Origin of the sequence: Frateuria terrea (assembly GCF_900115705.1) — a bacterium.
Lineage (GTDB): Bacteria > Pseudomonadota > Gammaproteobacteria > Xanthomonadales > Rhodanobacteraceae > Frateuria_A > Frateuria_A terrea.
This window is the reverse complement of the sequence record NZ_FOXL01000003.1, coordinates 150,632-176,735: the sequence shown is the minus strand read 5'-3', so window position 1 is coordinate 176,735 and position 26,104 is coordinate 150,632. Positions and strand designations below refer to the sequence as shown.

Genomic DNA, 26,104 nt, shown 5'->3' with positions numbered 1-26,104 from the left:
GTGACCGGCCGTTGGCGGGCGGGGACGAATCGCGGGCCGGCTGGGATGGACTGCCTGCCGCTGTATGCGTCGCGTCGCCGGTAACCAAGCCACTAGAATCGCCCGATGCCGCCGACCGCCAGCCTCGACTACCGGGATTTCCATCGCTGGCGCAAGCCGGCCGAGATCGCCTTCTGGGTGCTGCTGGCGCTGCTCAACACTGTGTTCAACAGCATGGTGGCGCAGATCGACCATGCCACGACCGCCCCCTGGGAGCCCTGGGTGTGGGAGTGGACGAGCTCGCTGATGATCCTGGCGCTGGTGCCGGCCATCCTGGCGGTCGAGCGGCGCTGGCCGTTCCGCTTCGACACCTGGCGGCAGAGCCTGCCTTGGCACCTGCTGGCCACCGTGCCGTTCAGCCTGGTGCATGTGACCGGCATGGTCGCATTGCGCGTGCTGGCTTACCGGCTTGCCGGCATCCACTACGACTTCGGTCGTTGGGAACCGGGCTTCGGCTACGAATACCTGAAGGATTTCCGCAGTTATTTTCTCATCATCGCGCTGATCTGCCTGTCGCGGCTGTGGCTGGTGCGCTGGCAAGGCGAGGCGCGGCTGCTTGCCGCCCCCGACGAGGGCCCGCCGGTGGAGCCGGTGGAACGGCCCGAACGGTTCCTGGTACGCAAGGTCGGCAAGGAGTTCCTGGTCAACGCGCGCGAGATCGAGTGGCTGCAGGCGGCCGGCAATTACGTGAATCTGCACGTGCGCGGACGCGACTATCCGCTGCGCACCACCATGGCGGCGATCGAGGATCGGCTGGATCCGATCCGCTTCGTGCGCGTGCACCGCAGCTACTTCGTCAACCTCGATTACCTGGCCGAGATCGAGCCGCTGGACACTGGCGATGCCCGCCTCAAGCTGCGCGACGGCGCGACGGTTCCGTGCAGCCGGCGCTATCGCGCACAGTTGCGCGAGCGCTCCGGCGAGGCCGCTGCAACGGCCTGAGCGGTTTTCCCTGCAGCAGCGCCCGCGCTTGCACCACTCGCCCGCCCGCTCCACGCTAGGGCCTTTCCCTGCCAAGGAACCCGCCGATGAAGCTGACCCTCCATCCCTCCGTGGCCGTGCTGTGCGGCGTGCTGGCCCTGGCCGGCTGCCATTCGCAGGACCAGCCGCAGGACGCGACCAACGGGCCGGCAGCGACGGCACAGAATGACGATGCCGCGCGCAAGCTCGACACCTACCGCCAGCTGCAGCGCATCCACAACGACGAGATGACCGTGACCATGGGCCACGACATCCTCGACCACTACCCCGGCAGCGCCGCCGCCAGGGAAGTGCAGCAGACCCTGCCGGCGATCGAGAAGCGCTGGAAGACCGAAAGCGAGAAGCGCCGCCTCGACGCGTTGTGGCTCTACCAGGTCTCGCCGATGGAGGGCGGCACGCAGTCGACCGCGACCATCTATTCCAGCCAGCCCTCCGGCGACGACCGCGTGCGGCTGGTGCTGCGCCGGCATACCGCATGGGGCCAGAACGCGTTCCTGTACGGCGGTGGGCACGGCTTCGTCTGCCGCGGCAACTGCACCATCCACGCCACCTTCGACGGCAAGGAGCACGGCATCAGGGCGTTCGCGCCTTCCACCGGCGAGCCGGCGCTGATGATCCGCGACGACAGGGATTTCATCGCGCGCCTGGAAAAGGCCAAAAAGATCACCCTGGACGTGACTCTGGTGGATGGCGAGAAGAAGGAAACGCTGGTCTACGAGGTCGGCGGTTTCGATCCGGGCAAGTGGAAGAGTCTGCCGAAAAAGAAGAAGTGACGGTGCACCGGCCCGCCGGTGGTGCGTTGGCAACCGGGCGGATCGAACCGAAGGAGGAGCCCATGGCCTTGAAACGCACCTTGCTGGCTGGCGCGGCGATCGCGCTCGTGGCCGGCTGCGCCAGCGTCCCTTACGCGCAGCGCCTGACCCAGCGCCAGGCCGCCTACACGGCGGCGGCGGGCGCGCCGGTCAACAGCTTCCGCTTCTTCACACCGCTGTGGTCGTGGGAGGAACTTGGTCCCGACCAGGTGGTGATCTACACCCGGCCGAAGGAAGCCTGGCTGCTCGACGTGCCCGGCTGCACGGAGCTGCCCTTCGCCAACGCGATCGGACTGACCTCGAACCTCAATCAGGTCTCGATCAACTTCGACAAGGTGATCACCGGGCGCAACAACATGCCCTGCACGATCCAGCGGATCCGCCCGATCGACGTCGGCAAGCTCAAGGCGGTGCAGCAGGAACAACGGCAGGTCAAGACCGAGCCGCGGCAGTCCTGAACGGCGTACCCATGGGGCGGGCTTCGCCGCCGTCTGACCCGCGGTCAGCTGAGGAACAGCTTTTCGGCCAGCTTCGCCAGCGGCTTTTCCAGCGCTCCCTGCAGCCGCGGCGGGAAGTCCAGTGGCTTGAGCAGCATCTTCACCGTCATCTCGGCCGGGATATGACGGCGCAACAGATCCTGCGCCTTGCCGGCGATGCGGCGAAACGCTTCGCGGTCCCCCCTGTGCTGCGGGTAGCACTGTTCGAACACGTGCCGCAGCGCGATGTCGCTGTCCTCGCTGCGGATCTCGTTGACCCGCTTTAGCACCGCGCGGAACACCTTGTAGCGCCCGAGCCCCTCGTTCTCGCGGTAGCGGCGGAAGTGCTGGTAGAAGTACTTGAAATGGCGAACCTCGTCGCTCTTGATGTAGCCGGTGAGCTGCTTGAGCACCGGCTCGTCGGTGATCTCGTGCAGCGCGCGATACAGGCTCGCGGTGCCGGTCTCGACCACGCAGCGCGCGGCCAGCTCCAGGCCACGGCTGGTTTCCAGTTCCTCGGCGGTGCACACCGCGCCGTACTCGGTCCAGAACGCGGCGAAGCCCTGGTCCCAGTCGAACTCCGGCCATACCGCTCGCACGTAGGCCGACAGCGCGCGGCCATGCTGCAGCTCCTCGTGTTCCCAGTGCTGGCTGAGCCAGGTCTGCAGTTCCTCGTCGCCGCTGAAGTGGGCGACCAGGTTGTGCGTGTAGAGGTCCGAGCCGCTCTCGACGAAGGAGGAGCTGCACAACAGGAAGAACAGCTCCTCGTTGTGGCGGACGCGGGCGCGGTCGATGCCCGACAGGTCGAGGCTTTCCAGCGTCCAGGGCAGCGAGGGGGCGTAGCTCACACGAGAGTCCTGTGGAGGGGCGCGGCTTGTCGCGCAGGTGACGGAGGGATGACGGACAGCATACGGCTTCGTGACGCAGGCGGATTAACCCAGCCCGACCCTGCAGCCGCAATACCCGTTTCGCGCGGCCCTAGCGCACCACCGTCACCGGCACGTGCGCACGCGCCAACACGTCGGTGGAGACCGATCCGAGCAGCCAGCGCGCCAGTGCGCCGCGCTCGGTATGGCCGATCACGATGTGGTCGATGTCGTGCTGCTGCACCTGGCTGAGCAGCACGTCGCCGGGACTGCCGTGGGTGACTTCCACGTCCACCATCGAGCGTGCATCCGGCTCCATCGCGAGCAGCTCGTCCAGCAGCTCCTGCGCGCGGTGGGCGCCCGAATCGGCCATCATCAGCGCGCAGGCGTCGGCGCCGCCCTCGGTCACCTGCAGCACCGACACCACCCGCACGCGGCCCTGGCCGCAGCGCGCGAACGCCACCGCGGTCTGGAACGCCCGCTGCGAGGATGGCGAGCCGTCGTAGCCGACCAACGTGTACCTGAACATGGCGCCCCTCCCTTGCGGCCCGATTATGCCGTGCGGCTCAGCGTTCGCACGGCTGTGTCACCTCGGCGTGCGCGTTGGGCCGGATCGGCACGCCGCGCACCTCGGCCACGTTCTGGGTCAGTTCCGCGCCGAGCAGCAGGATCACCACCGAGTAGTACACCCACACCAGCAGCACCACCACGCTGCCGGCCGGACCGTAGGCGCCGCCCACGTTGCTGTGTCCGAGGTAGAGGCTGATGCCGAACTTGCCGATGGCGAACAGCACCGCGGTGAAAGCGCCGCCCAGCAGCGCATCGCGCCAGTCGATGCGGGCATCGGGCAGCACCTTGTAGATCGAGGCGAATACCAGCCCGAACAACGCCAGCGACACCAGCGCCTCGACCGCGTCCCAGGCTACGGTGTCGTTGCGCACGAACACCGCGATCGCCGCACTGGCCACCAGCGAGATGATCAGGAGGAAGGCCAGCGTCAGCAGCAGACCGAGCGCATGCATGCGCGTGAGCAGCCAGCTGAAGATGGCATTGCGCGGTGTGGCCTGCAGGTTCCACACGCGGTTGATCGCCAGCTGCAGCTGGGCGAACACGGTGGAGGCACCGACCAGCGAGACCAGCACGCCCAGGATGCCGGCCCAGTTCCCGAGCTGGGGGCGTTGCTCGGCATTGCTGATCACCAGCTTCACCGCATCGGAGGCCCGCGAGCCCACCAGGCTGTTGATCGAGCCGACCAGCTGTTGCTGCCACGCCGGTTGCAGCGAGGTCACCAGCCACAGCAGCAACACCAGCATGGGCGCGAAGGACAGCGCCGAATAAAATGCCACCGCCGCCGCGTGCGTCATCAGGTCGTCGTCGGCCGCGCCGCTGGCGGTGCCCTTGACGACCTTGACGGTGGTTTGCCACAACGAACCCATGCGCTGTCTCCCGGACCGCTTGGGCACAGCATGGCGAGCGCGCTGCGCGGCGATCGTGAACGCCGGGCGGCGGCTTTGCTGGCGCTTCTTTCACTTTTGTCGATCCAGACTCGACCGCAGCCTCAAGCACCCCAAAAGGGGAAGGAGACAGCGATGAACAAGCGATTGACTGCCCTGGCGAGCCTGGCCCTGTCCGGCGTCCTGCTGGCGGCGCTTCCGGCGGGCCAGGCGCGCGCCGACGAACCGATGGTCAAGTGCAATCTGAGCTACAACCTGCACGGCTGGTCGATCATCTACAAGCACGCCGAAGGCACCGGCACGGTCACCTGCAACAACGGGCAGACCGCGCCGGTGAAGATCACCGTGGTCGGCGGCGGCCTCACCGCCGGCAAGTACCGCATCGAGAACGGCAAGGGCGAGATCAGCAAGGTGCACGGTATCGCCGAGGTGTTCGGCGACTACGTGCAGGCCGGTGCCGAGGCCGGCGTGGTCAAGAGCGCGCAGGCGCAGGTGCTGACCAAGGGTGAAACCTCGCTGGCGCTGTCGGGCACCGGCCAGGGCATCGACCTGGGCGTCTCGGTCGGCAAGTTCACCATCGCACGCCCTTAGCCTGGGGCTGGCCGGCTCGGGGCCTGGTCCCGGCGTACACTCGGCGGGCTTCCCCTTTAGGAATCCCGCCATGCGTCGCTTTTCGCTCGCCGTCGCGCCGGTGCTGTTCGCCGGCCTGCTCGCGCCCGCCTTCGCCGCCATGCCCGCGGCGGGCCAGCCGGCCCCGGCCTTCCACCTGCAGGACCAGAACGGCCATTGGCAGGCGCCGTCCGACCACCGTGGCCGCTGGCTGGTGCTGTACTTCTATCCGAAGGATTTCACCCCCGGCTGCACCACCGAGGTCTGCACCTTCCGCGACGATGTGTTGAAGCTGCGCAAGGCGGGCGCCGACGTGGTCGGCGTGAGCCTGGACGACGTCAAGTCGCACGCGCAATTCGCCCGCAAGTACCACGTGCCGTTTCCCCTCCTTTCCGACGCCGACCGCAAGGTGGCCGAGGCCTACGGCGTGCTCAGCAGCCACGGCGGCTTGCATTACGCCAGGCGCACCACCTTCCTGATCGACCCGAAGGGGAACGTGGCCAAGGTCTACGAAGACGTGGATCCAGAGAAGAATTCCGCCCAGGTGCTCACCGACCTGGCCACGCTGAAGGCGGCCTCCTGATGGTGGCCGCCCTGGCGGCACGGCCGCGCTTCGCCGCCTGGCGCGTGCTGACCTGGATCGTACTGATCCTGGCTGCGCTCGGCGGAGTGCTGTACCTGCGCCACGGTGACTGGCCCTATCTGGTTGGCGCGTTCGGGGTGATCGTCGCCTGCGCCGGCTGCATCCTGCGCCAGCCCTGGGCGCGCCCGGCGTTGCGCGTGGTCGCGCTGCTGCTGGCGCTGTGGGCGCTGGCGACCGGCGGCCTGATGCTCGCGCACTGGGGCCAGTTCGCCACCGCCCGCGCCCACGCGCTCACCCAGCCGCAGCCGGAACTGCTGTTGCTGGTGATCGAGCAGGCCCGCCGCAGCTTCCTGCTCGGGCTGGTGCTCAAGACCGTGCTGGTCCCGCTGCTGCTCTGGCTGGCCTGGCAACTGGGCCGGCCGGCGGTGCGCGCGCAGTTCGTTGCGCGCAACTGAGAACCGGGCGCGTCGAGCGGGCGGTCTATGCAAGCCGGATGCTAACCGGCGGCGTCGGCGCGCTTCCCGACCGATGGCGCCTACGGCGCACGGAGCCTGTCGCTGCTGACCCCGCTCGACCGCAGCTGAGCGTCCAGTTCAGCCGCGGTTGACGCACAGGCGGGTATCGCTGGGCTTCCCGCACTCCGGAAAGACCCCCCGATGCGCCTGCCGTTCGTGTTTGCCAGCCTGATCCTGTCCGCCACCCTGCCGGTTCTGCACGCGCAGGACCTGGCGGCGGCCTGCCAGGCCAGCAGCAGCTACGACCTGACGGTCAAGCCCGACAGCCTGCTGTTCGACCGTCCGCAGCCGGCACCCTTCCACGTGCAGATCGCCGACGGCAGCCTGCACACCGACGGCAAGGCGGTGCGACTGCGCGACGAGGACCAGGACCGGCTGGTGCTGTTCGAGCGCGAACTGCGCGCACTGGTGCCGCGCGTGCGCACGGTGGCGGACGCCGGGGTGGACCTGGCTGTGCGCGCGGTGCACGATGAGGCCGCCGGCATGCAGCTGGCGCCGGCCACCATGGCCGAGCTGGATCGCCGCCTCGCCACGCAGGCCGGGCAGCTCAGGCAGCGCATCGCACAGAGCAACAGCACCCACGACTGGCAGGGCGACGCCGCCCAGCAGTTGGCCGACCGTATCGTGGGCGAGCTGGCGCCGCTGGTCGCCGCCGACCTCGGCCAGCAGGCACTCGCCGCCGCCATGAACGGCGACCTGGCCGAGGCCGCGCGCCTGCGCGACGAGGCGGCGGACCTGGCCACGCAACTGCAGCCGCGCCTGCAGCGGCGCATGCAGGCCTTGCGTCCGCAGGTGCAGGCTTTGTGCCCGTCGATCCGCCGCCTGGCGGACCTGCAGCAGGGCGTGCGCGGCGCCGACGGCCAGCCCCTCGGCCTGGTGCAGGTGGGCCAGTAAGCCCGGCCTCCGCTCCTCTGGGGGGCGAAAAGGCCGTGAATGGTGCAGAAGATCCCGAATGCCGCCTGACGGGCGATGCGCCGCAGCCGGTCCCGCCTCGGCGAGTTAATCCACGGCTAAGTGCAGGGGGCTGACCATGGACGCACCCCGTCGTCCCCGAGGAATCGCCCGCGTGGCGCCACGTCCGCAAACGCTCTTCAACGCGCTGATCCGCCGCGGCATCGACCTTCGCGCGATGTACCGCGATGCCTCCGCGCAGGCGAGCGAGCCGGGCCTGCGCGTGGTGCTGGGCGAAAACGCGGGCGCGCTGGACCAGGTGATCACCGACCTGCAGGGCCAGGTCTGCCAGCTGGGCGGCACGCCGGCGCGGCGTGGGCGCCTGGGCGGCGCCGCACGGCGCCAGCTGATCGAATGGCTGCTGCCGGAAACCCCGGACCGCGACGTCGCCTGGATCGCCCGGCTGGCCCACGGCGAGGCCGCGCTGGTGCACGCTTTCGAAGAGGGCCTCCAGCGCGCCACGCCTGAGGCCGCGCTGGTGCTGCGCCGTCAGTTGCCGCGGCTGCAGGGCATCCACCTGGACATGCATAGCCTGGCCCGGGCCCGACGCTGCTAAGCTCGGCCCGCCCGGGGGCGTGCGGCATTTCAGGGGAACGGCATGACCGCAAGCGCACAGCAGGTACTCCAATTCTGGTTCGCCGACGAGAACGCCGTGCGCTGGTTCAGGCGCGACCCTGAATTCGACCAGATCATCCGCGAACGCTTCGGCGCCACCCTGGACGCGGCCGAGCTCGGCGCGCTCGACAACTGGACCGTGACGCCGCATGGATGGCTGGCGCTGCTGATCGTGCTCGATCAGTTCAGCCGCAACGTCTACCGCGGCGACGCGCGCGCCTTTGCCCAGGACAACCGCGCGCAATCACTGGCGCTGGAGGGCCTGGAACGCCGTGACGACGAGGCGCTGGCACCGCTGGAACGCGTGTTCGCCTACCTGCCGCTGGAGCACGCCGAGGACCTCGCACTGCAGTGGCGTTCGGTGACCCTGTTTCGCGCGCTCGGCCTACAGGCCACACCCAACGCGCGCGGGCAATATGAGGGCTTCCTCGACTATGCGCGCCGGCACTGCGAAGTGATCGCCCGCTACGGACGCTTCCCGCACCGCAACGCGGCGCTGGGCCGGCCCAGCACGCCGGACGAACAGGCTTACCTGGCCGAAGGCGGCGGGTTCTAGCAGCTCGTTCCGGCAGGGTTTGCTGCAGCAGGCTTGCGGCCGGTGCGTCGTCGATCCGTCCATGGAAGGAACGACATGCGCATCCTCGTCTTGATCGGCGGCCTGTGGCTGCTGGCTTTCTCCGCTTCCGCCTCGGACACGCTGCGCGTGGGTAGCCACCTGCTGGTGGCCGGCGACAGCGCCGCGCAGGTACGCGAGTTGCTCGGCCCGCCTACCCGCGTAACGCATCATCGCGGCAGGCGCCACGGCCGCGGCGTGGTCGTGGCGGTACGGGCCAGCGAAAGCTGGGTGTACCAGCGCGACGGCAGCGAGATCACCGTGACGCTGGTGGACGGCGAAGTGGCTCGGATCGAGCAACGCCCCTGAGGCATCGCGGCCATGACCGATGGCACGGCATGACGCCTGGCCCATGCCGGCGCGTAGGGATCGCACGAAGCTGGCGCCATACCGTCGACATGGAGACGCCCCCATGCGCCCGCTCATCCTTGCCCTCGCACTTGCCACCGGCCTGGCACTGGGCGTGCCGGCCCAGGCGCATGGCCTGCACGTGAATGACCAGCGGTGCAGCTTCGGTACCGACTACGACGTGCTGGTAAAGTCCGAAGGCATCACCTTCGAACGCCAGGACGGCACACCCGAACGCGTGTTCATGCACGATGGCACGCTGCGCATCGACGGTCGCGACGTGGCCGTGTCGGCAGGGGACGCCAGACGCCTGCGCGAATACGAGGGCCAGGTGCGCAGCCTGTTGCCCGAGGTCGCCTCGATCGCACGCGAAGGGGTCGATATCGGTTTCGACGCGCTCGCCACGGTGGTCGCCAGTTTCGCCGATGATCCGGCCGAACGCAGCCGGCTCACCGCCCAACTCGACGAACAGCACAAACGGGCGCTGGCCAACGTCGACAACGGCCTGGGCCACGGCGTGTGGCGCCAGCACAGCATGCAGGACCTGATGGAAGACCCGGTCGGCAGCGCCGTCTCGACCCTGGTCAGCACGGTCACCGCCAAGGCAGTCAAGGCTGCGCTGAGCGGCGACCAGAGCCAGGTCGCCGCGCTGGAGGCGCGCGCCGACTCGCTCGACAAGAGCATCGACAAGGAAGTGGACGCGCGCGCCGACAAGCTCGGTGAGCGCGCCGAGGCGCTGTGTCCGCAGATGGCCCGCCTCGACCAGCTGCAGCGGGAATTCGAGTTCCGCATGAAGGACGGCTCGCGCCTGGCGCTGGTCGACCGCCAGCACGACAACGAGGCTTCCGCCAAGACGAAGCCCTAGGACCGCCAGCCGACCCCACGGCTCGCGGCCCGGCCGCTCTCCCATATCGACCACCCAAGCGGCCATGCGCCGCGCCGGCATCCCCAGACCGGCGCGGTTTTTTTTGCCCGCGCGCCGGGCGTCACGGCCGTTCTGCTAGGTTTGGCAGTCGGTTTGTCCATGGAGTGACCCGATGCCCGACCTGCTCGCCCGCATCCATTTCTCCGAGAACGCCACGCAGCTCGGTATCAACGTGCTGGTCGCGCTGCTCATCCTGCTGGTCGGCAGCTGGCTGGCGGCACGCATCGCCAATGTCGTGCAGCGCGCGATGCACCGTGCCAGCGTAGACGCGACCCTGGTCGGGTTCCTGCGCAACCTGATCTATGGCGTGCTGGTGGCCGTGCTGGTGGTTACCGCGCTGATCACCGCAGGCGTACCTTCCGCGCCGCTGGTGGCGGCACTGGGTGCCAGCGGCCTGGCCATCGGGCTGGCCCTGCAGGGTTCGCTGAGCAACCTGGCCTGGGGCGTGCTCCTTATCGTCTTCCGCCCTTTCCGGGCGGGGGATTTCGTCCACGCCGGCGGCCTGGACGGCACCGTCGAGGCGGTCAACCTCATGTACACGATGCTCGTCCTGCCCGATGGGCGCGAGGCGATGGTGCCCAACGCCAAGATCGGCGGCGACGCGGTCATCAACGCCAACCGCCGTGGCTTGCGACGCTTCGAAATCAAGGTGGGCATCGGCTACAAGGACGATATCGGCAAGGCGATCGAGGAGGTCGAAAAGCTGTTCGCCGCCGATCCCCTGATCCTCAAGGAGCCGCCGCCGAGTGTGGTGACCGGCGGGCTGGGCGAGAGCTCGGTGGACCTGATCATCCGCGGCTGGGCCAGTAGCGGCGACTGGTGGGCCGTGCAGACCGACCTGCTGCGCCGGATCAAGGAGCGCTTCAGCGCGACCGGCATCAGCATTCCCTTCCCGCAACGCGAACTTACCGTGGTCCAGGGCTCGCTGCCCGACCGGAAGCCCGATTGAGGGGCGGGTTGCCCAAAGGGTCCGGCCGCCGGCGCCGCGGTGCCGGCGGCAACGTCCTCGCTACGGTAGCGTCACCGGCCGGCGGTTGTCGCCCGACACCCGATCGATCAGTTCGTTGAACGGATCGATGCCCGCTTCGGCCGGCGTACCCGTCACCGTCACGGTGAGGCTGCTGTCGCCGGCCGGCAGCATGCGCTTCTCCAGGTACAGCGGCTTGCCGTCGCGGCCCTTGCCGGGCGAGGCGGCGAACACGCCGATCTCGATCGGTACGTCGGGTGTGGCGGGTGTCTCCCTGCCGGTGCCATCGACGTGCACCTTGCCTGCGTGCACCTTCAGGGTCACCTCGTAACGACCATCGGGCAGCTTTTTCGCCGTGGCCGCGCTGATGCGGTTGTCGAACAGCGTGATCTTCCAGAACAGATCATCAAGCAGGCCCCTCCACTTCGGGTCCAGGCCATCGCTGAGCGTGTCCATGAAGTCCTGCGAGCTGGGATAGGGCGGGCCGCGGAACTGCCAGGCGAGCAGGAACTGCCTGAGCAGCCGGTCGAGGGTGTCCTCGCCGACATAGTCCTGCAGCGCGTAGAACACCAGCGAGCCCTTGTTGTAGTGGATGTACTGCTGGTCCTCCACCTTCGCCAGCGGCTCCTCGGCCAGCGTCTCGGTGGCGCGGCTCATCAGGTACTTGTCCAGCTCGTACTTGAGGAACTTGCGCATCTGGTCGGCACCGTACCTGTGCTTCATCACCATCAGCGCCGAGTACTGGGCCAGCGACTCGCTCAACATGGTCGAGCCCTGCATGTGCGCGCCGATCACCTGGTGCGCCCACCACTGGTGCGCCACTTCGTGAGCGGTGACGTAGTAGACGTAGTCGATCTTCGACGGGTCGCGCAGGTCAGCGATGAAGCCGAGCGACTCGGAGTAGGGAATCGTGTTGGCGAAAGACTGCGCGAAGCTGGCGTAGTTGGGGAACTCCAGGATGCGCACCTGGCGATACTGGTAGGGCGTGAAGTGGGCCTGGTAATAGGCCAGCGCGTCCTTGGTCGCCTGGATCATGCGGTCCACGTTCCAGGCGTGCGCCGGGTTGTAGTAGACCTCGATGGCGACGCCCTCGTAGCTGTCCTTCTTCACCGCGTAACGCGCCGACAGCCAGGCGAAGAAATCCAGCATTGGCCGGTCGGCGGTGTAGGTGAAGTAGCGCCGGCCGTTGGCGGTCCAGGTTTTCCTCAGGTAACCGGGTGCCAGCGCGATCTGGTCGGCGGCGGTGGAGACGGTAGTGCTGAAGTCGATCCAGTCGGCGTCGTTGCTGACGTAGTTGTCGCCTAGCGCCTGCCTGTCGCCCAGCCTGGGCATGCGTGGCACGTCCGGCGGCAGGCCGTACCTGCGTCGGTCGCTGCGGTCGGTGAGCTGCACGCCGCTCTGGTAGCCGAAATGCGGCAGCACGTTGCTGTTGAAGAAGGTGCCGTTGCCGGCCAGGAACTGGCCGGAGGGCTCGTTGGTGAAGCCGCGGGGCGCGTACTCGATGTCGAAGTCGAACGCCATGGAGGCGCCGGGTGCGAGCGGCGTCTTCAGCCGGTAGATCGCGTAGCCCAGCCGCTTGTCGTCACTGACCGTCTCGTGCGGCGCGAAGGAGAGCGACTTCACGGTGAAGTCCGTATCGAAATTCACGTGCAGCGCGCCGATCGGCCCGGCTGTCCGGTTGACCAGCGTGTAGTGCCCGCGGATCGCGAGCTTGCGCTGGTGCGGATAGATGTCCACGTCGGTCTTCACCGCACTGATGCGCGGCTGCGCCAGGCCCTTGTACTTCGCGTAGGCCTTCTCGTAATCGGCGCGCTTGCGCTTGGCCTGCTCACTGCTCTGGTAATGGTTGAGCACATCGGTGTTGTAGAAGATCCACGCGCCGCTCAGCACGAAGCCGGCCAGCGCCAGGCCCAGTGCGGTCGCCGCCGGCCGGCGCAGCCGCGCGCGCGCTTCGAGCAGGCGCTCGCGCCAGGACTGCCCGGTGCCGCGCACGTTGAACAGCGCCGCCACCACCAGCAAGGCCACGGCCGCGAAGCCCCAGTACAGGTCGAACCACAACGCGCCGGCCAGGTAGTGGCCGAACCCGTTCATGTCCGAGTACGGCACCGACGGGGTGTGGCCGTAGATCAACAGGTTGTGCTCCCAGTGCAGCAGCGGAAAGCCGATCAGCGAGGAAACCAGCCACACGATGCCCAGCAGGTAGCCCATGAACTTGCTGCCGGCCAGCGTCTGGAACAGCAGCATCAGCACGGCCAGCAGCACGAACGGCGACGCGTCCAGTCCCAGCGTTGCCAGGTACAGGCCGACCTCCAGCCGCGTATAGCCATGGCCAAGCTGCCAGCCGATGCCGACCAGGTCGCCGATCAGCAGGTACGCCAGCACCACCGCCACCAGTGCCAGCAGTCGCGCGGCCAGCGCCAGGGCATCGGGCAGCGGGAAGGCGTCGACCACCTCGGCGGTGTGCCGGTCGCGCTCGCGCCAGGCCAGTTCGCCGGCGTAGAAGGTCACGATGATCGCCAGCAACCACTGGAAGCTGCCCTGCACCGTGGTGATCACCGAGTGCGTGACCGGATAGGTCGCCGTGCCGTAGATCTCGCCGTTGAAGGCCAGTGCGAACAGCAGGTTGACCAGTCCGAACACCAGCATCACCAGGAACGGCACGCCACGCAGCACCTGGCCAAGATCGAACGCAAGCAGCGTGCGCAGTTGCGCCAGCCGCGCGCGCAGGTCGTAGGCCAGTTTCACCGGTGGCATCGCGACGCGCGCCGCGCCGGCCGCCGGCCGCAGCAGCGGTGGTTCGGTGCGCAGCCTGCGCCGCGGCAGGCGCAGCCCTTCGCGGTTGGTGCGGAACAGGGCATAAGCCGCGCCGGCCAGCAGCACCGACACACCCAGCCACAGCAGCCGGTTCCACAGCAGCAGCCCTTCCAGCGGCGGCAGGCGATGGTTGAGCTCATCGGCCGACCAGTAGCGCGTGACGATACCCAGCGTGCGGTTGGCAAACGGGTCGAGCATCGCGGCGATGACGTGGTGGTCGACGTCGCGCGCGAGCAGGCCCGAAAGCGACAACAGCACGATGAAGGCGATAATGCCGATGTAGGTGGCCAGCAGCGAATGGGTGACCGTGGCCAGCAGGAACAACAGCGTCGCCACGAACAGCATGTCCGGCAGCACCATCACGCCGAAGGCCCAGGCGTAGCCGTGCCAGTCGGCCGGACCCAGCCGGGCCGGATCGATCCATGGCATCGCGCTGCCCGATGCCACGCCCAGCGCCACCGCCAGCATGATCGCCACCACCGCCAGGTAACCGGCAGCCAGCCGGCCGCCGAGGTAGGCGCCGCGGCTGACCGGCGTGGCGAACACCAGCTCGGCGGTGTTGTGGTCGAAGTCGCGCAGCGCGGCGCCGGCGACGAACGCCCCGGCGGCCAGCATGCCGAAAATCGTGAAGGCGCTGATCAGTCGCACCACCACCATCGGCGCGTTGCGCAGCACGTTGCCGCTGGCGCCGCCGATCATCACCGCGTCGGTGCTGGCCACGGCAAAGGCCAGCGCACCGAAGGCCAGCGCCATGATCCAGAACAGCGGCGCGCGCCATTGCTGGCGCCATTCGAAACGCAGGATCGCACCCAGCATGGCGTCAGGCCGCCCGCGCCGTGGCCTGCGCGCGCAGGCGGCCGAAGTAAACGTCTTCCAGGTCCGGCGCCACCGGCTCGAAGCCCGGTTCCGGCGGGGCGTCGGCCAGCACGTGCAGCAGCGTCCGGCCGCCGGCGAGGCGGGTGGAGAGAATGGTCATGCGGGCGCGATAGCTGTCCAGCTCCGCCTTGTCGATCGAGCGGCGCCACACCCGCCCTTCCAGGCTGCGGATCGCTTCGCGCGGCTCGCCGGCGAGCAGCACCTGGCCCTGGCCGATGATCGCCATGCGCGGGCACAGGTCGGTCACGTCGGCCACGATGTGGGTGGAGAGGATCACCACCACCTTCTCGCCGATCTCCGCCAGCAGGTTGAGAAAGCGGTTGCGTTCCTCCGGGTCCAGGCCGGCGGTGGGCTCGTCGACGATCACCAGCTTCGGGCTGCCGATCAGCGCCTGCGCGATGCCGAAGCGCTGCCGCATGCCGCCGGAGAAGGTGCCGAGCTTGCGCTTGCGCACGTCCCACAGGTTGACCTGGCGCAGCAGCGCTTCGACGAGCTCGCGCCGCTGGCCGCGCGCGGTGACGCCCTTGAGCACGGCGAAGTGGTCCAGCATCGCTTCGGCGGAAACTTTCGGGTAGACGCCGAATTCCTGCGGCAGGTAGCCGAGCAGGCGGCGGGTGGCCGGTTTGTCGGCCAGCAGGTCCAGGCCGTCCAGCTCGATGCTGCCCTGGTCCGGGTCCTGCAGCGTGGCGATGGTGCGCATCAGCGAGGATTTGCCCGCGCCGTTGGGCCCGAGCAGTCCGAACATGCCCTGCGGGATGTCCAGGTCGATGCCGCGCAGCGCGTGCACGCCGTTGGCGTAGGTCTTGGACAGGTGGCGGATGGTCAGCATGCGGGCTCCTCGGGCGCCGCCCCGCGCGGCGCGCCAGGCTCAGGATAGGCAGCGACCCGGGCGGGCGCATCGGTACAAGGTCATGCATGGGCGTCCGCGCCGATCCGTTCGGCCGGGCAGGCGCCGCGGCCGAGGTCGAAGGCTGCCCGCGCCCCGCTGCGCCACGACCCCGGGGGAGATTAGGCAGTCGTGCGCGCTTGCCGGTGCACGGTGTGATCTCCGGCGGCTCGGTGACGACGCGGCGGGCGGCCGTTCGCTATCATGGGAGGCCTTGCGCGGCGCCATCCCCGGGCGCAGCACCCCCGACATCGCAGGAGATCTCCATGGCCGACCTCAAAGAAGCACGCGTCCCCGACATCGGCGGCCACGACAACGTGCCGGTGATCGAAGTGCTGGTGAAGGCCGGCGACCGCGTGGAGAAGGAGCAAAGCCTGATCACGCTGGAGTCGGACAAGGCCACCATGGAGGTGCCCGCGCCGTTTGCAGGCGTGGTGAAGGAAATCAAGCTCAAGGTCGGGGACGAGGTGTCGGAAGGCGCCCTGATCGCGACCATCGAGGCCGAAGGCGCCGCCGCGCCCGCACCCGCCCCGACGCCGGCCGCTGCGCCGCTGTCCAGCCAGCAGGCCAGGGCCGCCGAGCCCCGTTCGAGCAAGGGCGCGGTCGACGAGGCCGCGCCACAGCCGCCGCCCGCTGCGCCGCCGTCCGGGGGCGGCGCTGGCGTGCGCGAGGCGCGCGTCCCCGACATCGGCGGCCACGACAACGTGCCGGTGATCGAGGTGCTGGTAAAGGTCGGCGACACCGTGGCCAAGGACCAGAGCCTGATCACGCTGGAGTCGGACAAGGCCACCATGGAAGTGCCCGCACCATTCGAGGGCGTGGTCAGGGAACTCAAGCTCAAGGTCGGCGACGAGGTCTCCGAAGGCGCGGTCATCGCGCTGATCGAAAGCGGTGCCGCGGCGCCCGCCCCGGCCGCTCCGGCGTCCTCCTCGCCCGACGCCGGCTCGGCCACCGGCCTGCCGGTCAGCGGTGGCGGTCCCAGGGGCGAGGAGAAGCCCGCGCCGGTCGGCGGCCGCGGCGTGCTGCCTGGCAACGTGCCCGAGGGCGACGTGCGCCCGCAGGGGCGCGCACCGTTCGACGCAAAGATCGTGATGCCCGGCGATGCGCCCTACGCCAGCCCGTCGGTCCGCGCCTTCGCGCGCGAGCTCGGCGTAGACATCGCACAAGTGAAGGGCTCCGGCCGCGGCGGGCGTATCCAGCGCGAGGACGTCTCGGCCTACGTCAAGCATGCGCTCGCCTCCGGTGCGCGCCCGGTGCAGGGCGGCGCTCCGGCGGGCGCGGTCGGTGGGCTCAGCCTGCTGCCGTGGCCGAAGGTCGATTTCTCCAAGTTCGGCCCGGTCGAGGAGAAGCCGCTCTCGCGCATCCAGAAGATTTCCGGCGCCAACCTGGCCCGCAACTGGGCGATGATCCCGCACGTCACCCAGCACGAGGACGCGGACATCACGGAGCTGGAGGCGTTCCGCAAGCAGCTCGGTGCCGAGAACAAGGACCTGAAGGTCACCCCGCTGGTGTTCCAGATCAAGGCGGTGGTCGCAGCCCTGAAGCAATTCCCGCAGTTCAACGCCTCGCTGGACGAGAGCGGCGAGAAGCTGGTCCTCAAGAAGTATTTCCACATCGGCATCGCGGTGGATACGCCCGACGGCCTGGTGGTCCCGGTGATCCGCGACTGCGACCAGAAGGGCCTGCTGGATCTGGCCCGCGAGCTGGGCGAGATCTCCAGGAAGGCGCGCGAGAAGAAGCTCGGGCCGGCCGAGATGTCCGGCGGCTGCTTCTCGATCTCCTCGCTGGGCGGCATCGGCGGCACGGCGTTCACGCCGATCGTCAATGCGCCGGAGGTGGCGATCCTGGGCGTCTCCAAGGCGCAGATCAAGCCGGTGTGGAACGGCAAGGAGTTCGCGCCGCGGCTGATGCTGCCGCTGTCGCTGTCCTACGACCATCGCGTCATCGACGGCGCGCTGGCCGCGCGCTTCGCCGCGTTCCTGGCCAACCAGCTCGGCGACATCCGCCGGCTGCTGCTCTGACGGAGGCCGACGCCATGGCGAACACGATCGAAGTGAAGGTCCCCGACATCGGCGGCCACGACAACGTGCCGGTGATCGAGGTGCTGGTGAAGGCCGGCGACCGCGTGGAGAAGGAACAGAGCCTGATCACGCTGGAATCGGACAAGGCCACCATGGAGGTGCCCTCCAGCGCCGCCGGCGTGGTGAAAGAGCTCAAGGTGAAGGTGGGCGACGAAGTATCCGAGGGCGCGGTGATCCTCACGCTCGAAGCCGAGGGTGAGGCTTCTCCTGCGGCCGGAAAGCAGGCAGGGGGCCAGGGCAAGGTGCAAGCTCCCGCTCCGGCCGCACCCGCTGCCGCCCCAACGCCGCAACCTCCCCCGGCCGGAGAGGGCAGGGCGCCGCTGGCCGCCGGCGCGTCCGGCCGCCAGCCGGACATCGAGTGCAAGCTGGTCGTCCTCGGCTCCGGCCCGGGCGGCTACACCGCCGCCTTCCGCGCCGCCGACCTCGGCGTCGACACCGTGCTGGTCGAGCGCTACGCCAGCCTCGGCGGCGTCTGCCTCAACGTCGGCTGCATCCCCTCCAAGGCACTGTTGCACGCCGCCGCGGTGATCGACGAAGCCGAAGCCATGGCCGCCCACGGCGTCAGTTTCGGCAAGCCCAAGATCGAGATGGACAAGCTGCGCCACTTCAAGGACCAGGTGGTCGGCAAGCTCACCGGCGGCCTGGCCGGCATGGCGAAGCAGCGCAAGGTGCGTACCGTGCAGGGCACGGGCAGCTTCGTCTCGCCGCACGAGCTGGAAGTAAAGACGGCCGAAGGCACGAAGCTGATCCGCTTCGAGAACGCCATCATCGCCGCCGGCTCGCAGGCCGTACGCCTGCCGATGTTCCCGTGGGACGACGAGCGCGTGATGGATTCGACCGGTGCGCTCGAGCTCACCGACATTCCGAAGAAGCTGCTCGTCGTCGGTGGCGGCATCATCGGCCTGGAAATGGCCACGGTGTACTCGGGCCTGGGCAGCGAGGTGACCGTGGTCGAGTTCATGGACCAGATCATCCCTGGCGCCGATGCCGACCTGGTCAAGCCCCTGGCCAAGCGCCTGGCCGCCAAGCTCAAGGGTGTGCACCTGAAGACCAAGGTGGTCGAGGCCAAGGCCACCAAGAAGGGCATCGAGGTCCGCTACGAGGGCGAAAGCATTCCCGAGACCACCGTGTTCGACCGCGTGCTGGTCGCCGTGGGCCGATCCGCCAACGGCAACAAGATCGGTGCCGACGAGGCGGGCGTGGCGGTAACCGAGCGCGGCTTCATCAATGTCGACACGCAGATGCGCACCAACGTGCCGCACATCTACGCCATCGGCGACCTGGTCGGCCAGCCGATGCTGGCGCACAAGGCCACCCACGAGGCGCGTGTCGCCGCCGAAGTGGTGGCCGGCTTGAAGAGCCATTTCGACGCGCGCGTGATCCCGTCGGTCGCCTACACCGATCCGGAAATCGCCTGGGTCGGCGTAACCGAGCGCGAGGCGAAGGAAAAGGGCCTGAAGATCGGCACCGGCAAGTTCCCCTGGGCCGCCTCCGGGCGCGCGATCGGCATCGACCGCACCGAGGGCTTCACCAAGCTGCTGTTCGACGAGGAGACGCACCGCGTGGTCGGCGCGGGCATCGTCGGCCCGCATGCCGGCGACCTGATCTCGGAGTTGGCCCTGGCCATCGAGATGGGCGCCGAGGCGGCCGACATCGCGCTCACCATCCATCCGCACCCGACGCTGAGCGAGTCGGTGGCGATGGCGGCGGAGGTCTACGAGGGCACCATCACCGACCTGTACATTCCCAAGCGGAAGTAGATCTCGTCGCCCGACTGAAAACCCGGCTTCGGCCGGGTTTTTTTGTAAGCGGCGACACTGCCATGGGCGGCTGGCGCGCATGCCGGGCTCGCCACAGCCATGGCGATGTCCGGCCCCGGGCACGGCATCGGCTAATGCCTGAGCCGCAGGGTCGGTACTCCCCGGTGCCGCTTGACGCAGGCAGGCGGTTGGGCTTCGCTTGCCCGGCTGCGCCCGTGAGCGCGGCTCAATCCCTGGCAATGGAGGCAGCGATGTCCCTGAAGGTGTGTCTTGCCGGTGCGACCGGCTGGGCCGGTGCCGAACTTGCCCGCGGCCTGGCGGATGCGGGCGACCTGCAACTCGTGGCTGCCGTCTCGCGCAGCCACGCCGGGCGCAACCTCGCCGCGGTGCTGGACGAGCCGCGGCTGGACGCGCCGGTCTTCGCCACTGCGGCCGAAGCGCTCTCGCAACCCTGCGACGTGTTCGTCGAATACACCCATCCGGACACGGCCAAGGCGAACGTGCTCGCCGCGCTGGCGCACGGTGCCCACGTCGTCGTCGGCACGTCCGGCCTCACCGATGCGGACTATGCGCAACTCGACGCGGCCGCCCGGGGCCGCGGGCGCGGCGTGCTCGCCTGTGGCAACTTCGCACTCACCGCCGTGCTGCTGCAGAAATTCGCGGTGATGGCCGCCCGTTACATCCCGCACTGGGAAATCATCGACTACGCCTACGAGGGCAAGCCGGACGCGCCGAGCGGCACCGCGCGGGAACTCGCCGCGCGGATGGCCCAGGTCCGCCAGCCGCACCTGGGCGTGCCGCTCGACCAGGTCCGTGGCACGCGCGAGACGCGCGGCGGCACGATCGCCGGCAGCCAGGTCCATGCCGTTCGCCTGCCCGGCTTCGTGCTTGGCGTGGAGACGATCTTCGGCATGCCGGAGCAGACCCTCAGCATCCGCCACAACGCCGGCGCCGGCGCACGGCCTTACGTGGACGGCGCGTTGCTGGCGATACGCAAGGTGCCCGGGCTGCTCGGCCTGCACCGCGGACTGGACGCCGTTCTGGAGCTATGAGCGCGACGGGCGGCGGCGGCCGGAACCGGGGATCCGCCAGCCACAACGCGCAATCGCGTCGGGTCACTGCCCCGGCTGATCCACCAGTGCTTCGCGCAGATGGCCCTGCAACACGCGCAGGTTTCCCTGCGCCTGCTCAAGCATGGCCGCCATCTGCCCCGTCACGTACAGCAGCTCGCGTGGCCGTACGTCGCCGACGCGCAGGTCGGTCATGGTGTCGAGCATGCGCGGGCCGTTCATCACCACCGCGATGTTGGTGTCCAGATTCGCGTCCATGTCGCGCTGGCTGGCGTAGGCGGCCGAGTAACGGCGCATGCGCTCGTGCTCGATCCAGCTCGCGGACTGGTTCGCCACGGCCACGTCCCAGGCTTCATGGCGCAGCGTGGGCCAGCGCAGGTTGAGATTGAAGCCGTGGGCGGTCATCGCCTGCACGTGCTGGGCGATGGTCGCTTCCGGCGCGTGCTCGCGAAAGTCCGCGATCATCCGGTCGCGCAACGCACCGAGGATCTTCTCGCGCTGCCCGTCCTGCGCGAGCGCGACGTTCACCTCGTCGAGATTGCTGCGGATCTCCGCCTCGATCCGTGCGCTGGCCGTGCGTGCCGCCTGCTGGTGGTGCGCGTGCTCGATCCACGCCTCGAGCCCCAGCGCGGTGAGGATGCTGAGCACGATCATCAGGTAGTGCTTGAGGAAATCCCGGGCGGATTCCAGCCGGACTTTCGGCAGTTCCAGATGCATGAGGTGTCCTTGTGAACGCAGGTCAGTCGGGCGGCGCGACAGTCTCGAACAGATCGCGCTGGGGCACAAAATCGTCGCGATCGACGAAGCCGGCCAGCCCGACGCCGACCAGCCGGTAGCGGGTACCGGCCGGATGTTCCACCCGGGCGCGCAGTGCGCAGGCCAGTTCGGCCAGTTCGTCGGCCGAGCCGGGTAGCGTCGGTGGCGAGAAGCTGCGCGTGAGCGTGCGGAAGTCGGCGGTCTTGAGCTTGAGCACCACCGTGCGCGCAATGCGCCCGGTTTCGCGCTGGTGGCCGGCCCAGGTCTTTCCGGCGAGCCGACGGATGTGCGGCTCCAGCTCGTCCAGGGTGAGGTCGTGTTCGAAGGTGTCCTCGGAGGACACCTGCAGGGTGGGGCGGTCCGGCTGCACGGCATGTTCGTCGATGCCCCAGGACAGCTCGTGCAGTCGCCGGCCCCAGCGGCCGAAGCGTTCCTCCAGCACGGCCAGGCCCTGCGCGCGCAGGTCGGCGGCGGTGGCCACGCCCATCGCCGCGAGCTTGCCCTCCATCACCTTGCCCACGCCCGGCAGTCGGCCGACCTTGAGCGGCGCGAGGAAGGCCTCGACCTGGTGTGGGCGGATCACGAACAATCCATCGGGCTTGCGCCAGTCCGAGGCGATCTTGGCCAGGAACTTGTTGGGCGCCACGCCCGCCGACGCCGTCAGGTTGGTTTCCTCGCGGATCGCCGCGCGGATCGCCTCGGCCGTCGCGGTGGCCGAGGCCAGGGCACTCTTGCTCACCGTTACGTCCAGGTACGCCTCGTCCAGCGACAGCGGCTCGATCAGGTCCGTATGCCGGGCGAAGATCGCCCGCACCTGCCGCGACACCGCCTTGTAGCGGGTGAAGTCCGGCGGCACGAAGACCGCCTGCGGGCACAGCCGCTCGGCGCGCACCGCCGGCATCGCCGAGCGCACGCCGAACACGCGTGCCTCGTAGCTGGCCGCGCACACCACCGAGCGCGCCCCGCGCCACGCCACCACCACCGGCTTGCCGCGCAGCGAAGGGTCGTCGCGCTGCTCGACCGACGCGTAGAACGCGTCCATGTCGATGTGCAGGATCTTGCGCGGGGTGGGGGACACGGCAGGGAACCGGGAGTGCGTGGGAAGGATTCTAGGCGACCGCCGCAGCCGTGCGGGCAAAAAAAGCGCCTGCAGGATTGACGCCTGGTTGATAGATGCAGGACTAGCGTCCACCGGGCGCATCCGGAGGTGATCCGCCATGGCCGATTTCGCCCAGCTACGCCAGCGCATGGTCGAGCGCCAGCTCGCCGGTCGCGGCATCAGAGATGCACGCGTGCTCGAGGCGATGGCGCGGATTCCACGCGAGGCCTTCGTGTCCGGCAGCATGCACGAGTTCGCCTACGAGGATTCGCCGCTGCCGATCGAAGCCGGACAGACCATCTCGCAGCCGTTCATTGTCGCGCGCATGCTCGAAGCGGCCGAACTTCACCAGGAAGATAGCGTGCTGGAGATCGGCGCCGGCTCGGGCTACGCCGCGGCGGTGATGGGGGCGCTCGCGGCCCACGTGCATGCGATCGAGCGCCACGCCGAACTGGCCGACCTCGCACAGCAACGCTTCGACGCGCTGGGCTATCGCAACATCCGCCTGCGCGTAGGCGACGGCAGCGGCGGCTGGCCGGAGGCGGCGCCGTTCGACGCCATCATTGCCGCCGCCGGCGGACCGGCCGTGCCGGACGTACTGCGGCGGCAGCTGGCCATCGGCGGGCGGCTGGTGATGCCGGTGGGCGAGACGCTGCACCGGCAACGCCTGGTGAAGGTCACCCGTGTCACCGAGGACCGCTTCCGGGAGGAGGCACTGGACGAAGTGCGCTTCGTCCCGCTGGTCGGCAGCTACGGCTGGAGCGAGCGGGAGGCCTCGCCCCCGCCGCGGGTCGAGCCGGTGGCGGCACGGGCGCCGGCCGACGGCCACGGACTGCCCGACCTGATCCGCGCGGCCGCCGAGCCGTTGCCGGATCCGGAGGATCCGGCTTTCGGACGGCTGTTCGATCGCTACGGCGATGCCCGCGTGGTGCTGCTGGGCGAGGCCAGCCACGGCACCAGCGAGTTTTACCGCGCCCGTGCCTCGATCACCCGCCGGCTGATCGAGGCACATGGCTTCACCATCGTCGCGGTGGAGGCCGACTGGCCCGACGCTGCGGCGCTGAATCGCTACGTGCGTGGTCGTCCGGCGACACGCGGTGAGCCGATCTTCCAGCGCTTTCCCACCTGGATGTGGCGCAATCGCGACGTCGCCCGTTTCATCGACTGGCTGCGCGGCTACAACGCGGACAAGCCGCCGGCGAAGCAGGCCGGCTTCTACGGGCTGGACCTGTACAGCCTGGACAGCTCGATCCGCGCGGTGATCGATTACCTGGACAAGGTCGATCCGGAAGCGGCCAAGGTGGCCCGCCGCCGCTACGGCTGCCTGATGCCCTGGAGCAAGGAGCCGGCGCAGTACGGACGCATGGCACTGAATGCCGGTTATGCGTTCTGCGAGAAGGCGGTGGTGCAGATGCTTCGCGAGCTGCTGGCGCGGCGCATCGACTACGTCCGCGCCGACGGCGAGTATTTCCTGGACGCGGCGCAGAACGCGCGCCTGGTGAGCAACGCCGAGGCGTACTACCGCGCGATGTACTACGGTTCGGCCGAGTCGTGGAACCTGCGCGACAGCCACATGTTCGAGACGCTGGAGCATCTCCTGGACGCGGCCGGTCCGCAGTCCAAGGCGGTGGTGTGGGCGCACAACTCGCACATTGGCGACGCGCGCCACACCGAGATGGGCCAGGTGCGCGAGGAATTGAACCTCGGCCAGCTGTGCCGCCAGCGCTTTGGCCGCGATGCGGCGCTGCTCGGCTTCGGTACGCACACCGGCACGGTCGCCGCGGCCGACGACTGGGACGAGCCGATGAAGGTGATGGACGTGGTGCCCTCGCGCAAGGACAGTTACGAGCGCCTGTTCCACGACGCCGGCCAGCCGCGTTGCCTGCTCGACCTGCGCGAGGGTGCCAACCGCGAGCTGTGCGGCAGGCTGGCCAGCGCCCGGCTGGAGCGCTTCATCGGCGTGATCTACCGGCCCGACACCGAGCGCTGGAGCCACTACGTGGAATGCTCGATGCCGCGCCAGTTCGACGGCTACACCTGGTTCGACCAGACCCACGCGGTCGAGCCGCTGGGCGAGGAGCCACGTACCGGCGCGGCCGAGACCTGGCCCTTCGGCCTCTAGCGGCGGCCCTGCGCCAGCATGCGCACGGCGAGTGCGGCGAGCACGGTGCCCATCAGCCAGCGCTGCAACGCCTGCCACAGCGGCCGGCCACCCAGGAAGCCCGCAATCGTGCCGGCCGCCAGCACGATCAGTGCGTTGACGCTCAGGCTGATGGCGATCTGCGTGAAGCCCAGCACCACCGACTGGCCGAGCACGCTGCCGTGGCCGGGCACCATGAACTGCGGCAGCAGCGACAGGTAGAGCATGGCCGCCTTGGGGTTGAGCAGGTTGGTGAACAGGCCCATCGCGAACAGCCGGCGCGGGCGGTCCGGCGCCAGTTCGCGCACCTGGAACGGCGAGCGGCCGCCGGGCCTGAGCGCCTGCCACGCCAGGTGCAGCAGATACAGCGCGCCGCCGATGCGCAGCGCGTCATAGGCGTAAGGCACCGCGAAGACCAGCGCTGTGATGCCGAAGGCGGCGCAAAGCATGTAGACGATGAAACCCAGCCCCACGCCGGCCAGCGACACCAGCCCCGCGGCGCGGCCCTGGGAGATCGAGCGCGAGACCAGGTAGATCATGTTCGGGCCGGGCGTCAGCACCAGGCCCAGGGCGATCAGGGCGAAGGCGAGCAGGTGGCTGGCATCGGGCATGGTCGGCACCGGAGTTGGAAACGCGCGAGCATACGGCCCCGCCCCGTGCGCGGCATGTGCCGTCAGGACGGCTCGGACGGCCGGGCGGGAGCAAGGCGGCGCCGGCGTGCCTCGAACAGGGTTAGCCCGAGCGCCGCGAGCCCGAACGGCAGCAGGTTGTAGACCAGCCGGTAGCACAGCAGGCCGGCCAGCACCTCCGCGCGCGCCTGGGCAGGAAAGGCGCCGAGCAGGATCGCTTCGAACACACCCAGCCCGCCCGGAGCATGGCTGACGATCCCGGCCAGCAGCGCGGCGAGGTAGACCGGTACGAAGTCGGCGAGCGGCGGCGCGACCTGCGGCGGCAGCAACAGGTACATCGCACTGATCGCCGCGCTCATTTCCACGCCGCCGAGCAGCATCTGCAGGAGCGCCGAACCCGAGCCCGGCAAGGCGATCGCCCAGCGGCCCACGCGCAGGCTGCGCGGTCGCGCCAGCCACAGCACCAGGCCGGCCAGCAGCAGCACGATGACGGTGCCTGCGATGCGCCCCCAGCCCACGGCGATCGCCGGCTCCATCAACAGGCCGGCCGCACCCAGCACGGCATAACCCAGCCCGACGCCGAGACTGGCCAGGCCGACCACGCGTGCGATGTCGCCCGCCCCGAGTCCGGCCGTGGCATAGATCCGGTAACGCACCGCACCGCCGGTGACGGCGTGGAAGCCCAGCGTATTGGACAGTGCGTGCGCGGCGAAGCCGGCGAAGGCCGACAGTTCAAGCGGTGCCCGCGCGGGCGCCACGCGGCGTGCGGCCAGTACGTCGAACGCCGCGAGCATGGTGAAACTGACCGCGGTCGCCGCGATGGCGCCGGCGACGTGGGTGCGCGGCAACTGCAGCAGTGCCGCGGCCACGTCGCGCCAGCGCATCGCCCCCAGGTAGCGGTGCAGCAGCCAGGCCGCCAGTGCGAGCAGCAGCGCGGAAACGAGCCAGGAAAGGACACGCAGGATCGCGCGCATGCGCGGGGCGCGGGCCGGGTCGAACAGGGAGGGGGAGAGCGCAGACATCCGCGCGACCTTACGCCGGATGCGCGTGGGCGCGCGAGTGCTGGAGAGTCATCTCGCCAAGCGTAGCGGTTCGTGCAACCTTCCTGCAGGCGGAATGCCGCACGACTGCGACTGCGCACATGCACTTTCCCGCAAGAAACATCCGTCCATCACGGTGGCGGTGCTGAACGCCATCACCGACTCACGCTATCGTGTGTCCCTCCTGCCGCCGACGACG

Annotated in this window: 25 protein-coding genes; 16 read left to right on the top strand and 9 right to left on the bottom strand. The window is 69.2% G+C overall.

The features are described from left to right. The first annotated feature begins 105 nt into the window (after positions 1-105). The 3 genes from BMZ38_RS04610 (at position 106) to BMZ38_RS04600 (ending at position 2,290) form a co-directional block, all read left to right on the top strand. Entirely contained in the window at positions 106-981 is an 876-nt protein-coding gene (locus BMZ38_RS04610) for a LytTR family DNA-binding domain-containing protein (protein ID WP_091334752.1), read from the top strand. Between the two features lie 86 nt (positions 982-1,067). Continuing rightward, positions 1,068-1,793, top strand: a complete 726-nt coding sequence (locus tag BMZ38_RS04605; protein WP_091334750.1) for a hypothetical protein — start codon at positions 1,068-1,070, stop codon at positions 1,791-1,793. 62 nt (positions 1,794-1,855) lie between these two features. After that, positions 1,856-2,290 (top strand): DUF6491 family protein, encoded by a 435-nt coding sequence (locus tag BMZ38_RS04600; protein WP_091334748.1) that lies wholly within the window; start codon positions 1,856-1,858, stop codon positions 2,288-2,290. Positions 2,291-2,334: 44 nt separating this feature from the next. Here BMZ38_RS04600 and BMZ38_RS04595 read toward each other — a convergent pair whose 3' ends face one another. From BMZ38_RS04595 to BMZ38_RS04585, 3 genes are all read right to left on the bottom strand, one after another. Further along, on the bottom strand, positions 2,335-3,156 hold the full coding sequence (locus BMZ38_RS04595) for a ferritin-like domain-containing protein (protein WP_091334746.1): 822 nt from the start codon (positions 3,154-3,156) through the stop codon (positions 2,335-2,337). Between the two features lie 130 nt (positions 3,157-3,286). Then, positions 3,287-3,703: a universal stress protein gene (locus tag BMZ38_RS04590; RefSeq protein WP_091334744.1), complete on the bottom strand. Its 417-nt coding sequence runs from the start codon at positions 3,701-3,703 to the stop codon at positions 3,287-3,289. 37 nt (positions 3,704-3,740) lie between these two features. Then, positions 3,741-4,610: a YihY/virulence factor BrkB family protein gene (locus tag BMZ38_RS04585; protein WP_091334742.1), complete on the bottom strand. Its 870-nt coding sequence runs from the start codon at positions 4,608-4,610 to the stop codon at positions 3,741-3,743. Positions 4,611-4,763: 153 nt separating this feature from the next. Between BMZ38_RS04585 and BMZ38_RS04580 the strand changes: the two genes are divergently transcribed. The 9 genes from BMZ38_RS04580 (at position 4,764) to BMZ38_RS04540 (ending at position 10,736) form a co-directional block, all read left to right on the top strand. After that, complete coding sequence (locus BMZ38_RS04580) at positions 4,764-5,219, top strand: hypothetical protein (protein WP_091334740.1); 456 nt, start codon at positions 4,764-4,766, stop codon at positions 5,217-5,219. Between the two features lie 70 nt (positions 5,220-5,289). Further along, positions 5,290-5,820: a peroxiredoxin gene (locus tag BMZ38_RS04575; RefSeq protein ID WP_091334737.1), complete on the top strand. Its 531-nt coding sequence runs from the start codon at positions 5,290-5,292 to the stop codon at positions 5,818-5,820. Beyond that, positions 5,820-6,275: a hypothetical protein gene (locus tag BMZ38_RS04570; protein ID WP_091334735.1), complete on the top strand. Its 456-nt coding sequence runs from the start codon at positions 5,820-5,822 to the stop codon at positions 6,273-6,275. Before BMZ38_RS04575 ends, BMZ38_RS04570 begins: the two co-directional genes overlap by 1 nt. Positions 6,276-6,476: 201 nt before the next feature. Beyond that, positions 6,477-7,229 carry a DUF2884 family protein gene (locus BMZ38_RS04565; protein WP_091334733.1) on the top strand — a complete coding sequence of 251 codons (753 nt, stop codon included), beginning with the start codon at positions 6,477-6,479 and terminating at the stop codon, positions 7,227-7,229. 172 nt (positions 7,230-7,401) lie between these two features. Further along, positions 7,402-7,842, top strand: a complete 441-nt coding sequence (locus BMZ38_RS04560) for a PA2169 family four-helix-bundle protein (protein WP_245747181.1) — start codon at positions 7,402-7,404, stop codon at positions 7,840-7,842. Between the two features lie 42 nt (positions 7,843-7,884). Further along, positions 7,885-8,457 (top strand): DUF924 family protein, encoded by a 573-nt coding sequence (locus BMZ38_RS04555; protein ID WP_091334728.1) that lies wholly within the window; start codon positions 7,885-7,887, stop codon positions 8,455-8,457. Between the two features lie 75 nt (positions 8,458-8,532). Further along, positions 8,533-8,823 carry a DUF2845 domain-containing protein gene (locus BMZ38_RS04550; RefSeq protein WP_091334725.1) on the top strand — a complete coding sequence of 97 codons (291 nt, stop codon included), beginning with the start codon at positions 8,533-8,535 and terminating at the stop codon, positions 8,821-8,823. 103 nt (positions 8,824-8,926) lie between these two features. After that, positions 8,927-9,727, top strand: coding sequence for a DUF2884 family protein (locus BMZ38_RS04545; protein ID WP_175483673.1), 801 nt, complete (start codon positions 8,927-8,929; stop codon positions 9,725-9,727). 172 nt (positions 9,728-9,899) lie between these two features. Next, complete coding sequence (locus tag BMZ38_RS04540; RefSeq protein WP_091334720.1) at positions 9,900-10,736, top strand: mechanosensitive ion channel family protein; 837 nt, start codon at positions 9,900-9,902, stop codon at positions 10,734-10,736. A 60-nt stretch (positions 10,737-10,796) separates the two neighbouring features. Here the strand turns inward: BMZ38_RS04540 and BMZ38_RS04535 are convergent, their stop codons facing one another. After that, on the bottom strand, positions 10,797-14,384 hold the full coding sequence (locus tag BMZ38_RS04535; protein ID WP_091334717.1) for an ABC transporter permease/M1 family aminopeptidase: 3,588 nt from the start codon (positions 14,382-14,384) through the stop codon (positions 10,797-10,799). 4 nt (positions 14,385-14,388) lie between these two features. Beyond that, entirely contained in the window at positions 14,389-15,273 is an 885-nt protein-coding gene (locus BMZ38_RS04530; RefSeq protein ID WP_091334714.1) for an ABC transporter ATP-binding protein, read from the bottom strand. A 323-nt stretch (positions 15,274-15,596) separates the two neighbouring features. Here BMZ38_RS04530 and aceF point away from each other — a divergent pair, with 323 nt between their 5' ends. The 3 genes from aceF (at position 15,597) to dapB (ending at position 20,223) form a co-directional block, all read left to right on the top strand. Next, on the top strand, positions 15,597-17,351 hold the full coding sequence (gene aceF / locus BMZ38_RS04525; protein ID WP_091334711.1) for a dihydrolipoyllysine-residue acetyltransferase: 1,755 nt from the start codon (positions 15,597-15,599) through the stop codon (positions 17,349-17,351). A 14-nt stretch (positions 17,352-17,365) separates the two neighbouring features. Further along, positions 17,366-19,171 (top strand): dihydrolipoyl dehydrogenase, encoded by a 1,806-nt coding sequence (lpdA, locus tag BMZ38_RS04520; RefSeq protein ID WP_091334709.1) that lies wholly within the window; start codon positions 17,366-17,368, stop codon positions 19,169-19,171. A gap of 251 nt (positions 19,172-19,422) precedes the next feature. Beyond that, positions 19,423-20,223: a 4-hydroxy-tetrahydrodipicolinate reductase gene (gene dapB / locus BMZ38_RS04515; RefSeq protein ID WP_091334707.1), complete on the top strand. Its 801-nt coding sequence runs from the start codon at positions 19,423-19,425 to the stop codon at positions 20,221-20,223. A 63-nt stretch (positions 20,224-20,286) separates the two neighbouring features. Here the strand turns inward: dapB and BMZ38_RS04510 are convergent, their stop codons facing one another. Continuing rightward, positions 20,287-20,958 (bottom strand): hypothetical protein, encoded by a 672-nt coding sequence (locus BMZ38_RS04510; protein WP_091334704.1) that lies wholly within the window; start codon positions 20,956-20,958, stop codon positions 20,287-20,289. A 22-nt stretch (positions 20,959-20,980) separates the two neighbouring features. Then, entirely contained in the window at positions 20,981-22,075 is a 1,095-nt protein-coding gene (gene dinB / locus BMZ38_RS04505) for a DNA polymerase IV (RefSeq protein WP_281243874.1), read from the bottom strand. A gap of 139 nt (positions 22,076-22,214) precedes the next feature. On the opposite strand from dinB, the gene BMZ38_RS04500 reads away from it, so the two are divergent. Continuing rightward, positions 22,215-24,218: a protein-L-isoaspartate(D-aspartate) O-methyltransferase gene (locus tag BMZ38_RS04500; protein WP_091334700.1), complete on the top strand. Its 2,004-nt coding sequence runs from the start codon at positions 22,215-22,217 to the stop codon at positions 24,216-24,218. Here BMZ38_RS04500 and BMZ38_RS04495 read toward each other — a convergent pair. Both BMZ38_RS04495 and BMZ38_RS04490 read right to left on the bottom strand, forming a co-directional pair. Then, positions 24,215-24,847 (bottom strand): LysE family translocator, encoded by a 633-nt coding sequence (locus BMZ38_RS04495; protein WP_091334697.1) that lies wholly within the window; start codon positions 24,845-24,847, stop codon positions 24,215-24,217. The genes BMZ38_RS04500 and BMZ38_RS04495 overlap by 4 nt on opposite strands. A 62-nt stretch (positions 24,848-24,909) precedes the next feature. Then, positions 24,910-25,887, bottom strand: coding sequence for a putative bifunctional lysylphosphatidylglycerol flippase/synthetase (locus tag BMZ38_RS04490; protein ID WP_245747180.1), 978 nt, complete (start codon positions 25,885-25,887; stop codon positions 24,910-24,912). Positions 25,888-26,104 lie beyond the last annotated feature (217 nt).

What these genes read in the sequence shown, in the direction of transcription:
- BMZ38_RS04545 (WP_175483673.1), top strand. Translation starts at nt 8,927, where the DNA reads ATGCGCCCGCTCATCCTTGCCCTCGCACTTGCCACCGGCCTGGCACTG.
- aceF (WP_091334711.1), top strand. Translation starts at nt 15,597, where the DNA reads ATGGCCGACCTCAAAGAAGCACGCGTCCCCGACATCGGCGGCCACGAC.
- BMZ38_RS04490 (WP_245747180.1), bottom strand. Translation starts at nt 25,887, where the DNA reads ATGTCTGCGCTCTCCCCCTCCCTGTTCGACCCGGCCCGCGCCCCGCGC.
- BMZ38_RS04610 (WP_091334752.1), top strand. Translation starts at nt 106, where the DNA reads ATGCCGCCGACCGCCAGCCTCGACTACCGGGATTTCCATCGCTGGCGC.
- BMZ38_RS04580 (WP_091334740.1), top strand. Translation starts at nt 4,764, where the DNA reads ATGAACAAGCGATTGACTGCCCTGGCGAGCCTGGCCCTGTCCGGCGTC.
- BMZ38_RS04555 (WP_091334728.1), top strand. Translation starts at nt 7,885, where the DNA reads ATGACCGCAAGCGCACAGCAGGTACTCCAATTCTGGTTCGCCGACGAG.
- BMZ38_RS04570 (WP_091334735.1), top strand. Translation starts at nt 5,820, where the DNA reads ATGGTGGCCGCCCTGGCGGCACGGCCGCGCTTCGCCGCCTGGCGCGTG.
- BMZ38_RS04590 (WP_091334744.1), bottom strand. Translation starts at nt 3,703, where the DNA reads ATGTTCAGGTACACGTTGGTCGGCTACGACGGCTCGCCATCCTCGCAG.
- BMZ38_RS04585 (WP_091334742.1), bottom strand. Translation starts at nt 4,610, where the DNA reads ATGGGTTCGTTGTGGCAAACCACCGTCAAGGTCGTCAAGGGCACCGCC.
- dapB (WP_091334707.1), top strand. Translation starts at nt 19,423, where the DNA reads ATGTCCCTGAAGGTGTGTCTTGCCGGTGCGACCGGCTGGGCCGGTGCC.
- BMZ38_RS04510 (WP_091334704.1), bottom strand. Translation starts at nt 20,958, where the DNA reads ATGCATCTGGAACTGCCGAAAGTCCGGCTGGAATCCGCCCGGGATTTC.
- BMZ38_RS04495 (WP_091334697.1), bottom strand. Translation starts at nt 24,847, where the DNA reads ATGCCCGATGCCAGCCACCTGCTCGCCTTCGCCCTGATCGCCCTGGGC.
- BMZ38_RS04550 (WP_091334725.1), top strand. Translation starts at nt 8,533, where the DNA reads ATGCGCATCCTCGTCTTGATCGGCGGCCTGTGGCTGCTGGCTTTCTCC.
- BMZ38_RS04565 (WP_091334733.1), top strand. Translation starts at nt 6,477, where the DNA reads ATGCGCCTGCCGTTCGTGTTTGCCAGCCTGATCCTGTCCGCCACCCTG.
- BMZ38_RS04530 (WP_091334714.1), bottom strand. Translation starts at nt 15,273, where the DNA reads ATGCTGACCATCCGCCACCTGTCCAAGACCTACGCCAACGGCGTGCAC.
- BMZ38_RS04575 (WP_091334737.1), top strand. Translation starts at nt 5,290, where the DNA reads ATGCGTCGCTTTTCGCTCGCCGTCGCGCCGGTGCTGTTCGCCGGCCTG.
- BMZ38_RS04605 (WP_091334750.1), top strand. Translation starts at nt 1,068, where the DNA reads ATGAAGCTGACCCTCCATCCCTCCGTGGCCGTGCTGTGCGGCGTGCTG.
- BMZ38_RS04500 (WP_091334700.1), top strand. Translation starts at nt 22,215, where the DNA reads ATGGCCGATTTCGCCCAGCTACGCCAGCGCATGGTCGAGCGCCAGCTC.
- BMZ38_RS04600 (WP_091334748.1), top strand. Translation starts at nt 1,856, where the DNA reads ATGGCCTTGAAACGCACCTTGCTGGCTGGCGCGGCGATCGCGCTCGTG.
- lpdA (WP_091334709.1), top strand. Translation starts at nt 17,366, where the DNA reads ATGGCGAACACGATCGAAGTGAAGGTCCCCGACATCGGCGGCCACGAC.
- BMZ38_RS04535 (WP_091334717.1), bottom strand. Translation starts at nt 14,384, where the DNA reads ATGCTGGGTGCGATCCTGCGTTTCGAATGGCGCCAGCAATGGCGCGCG.
- BMZ38_RS04540 (WP_091334720.1), top strand. Translation starts at nt 9,900, where the DNA reads ATGCCCGACCTGCTCGCCCGCATCCATTTCTCCGAGAACGCCACGCAG.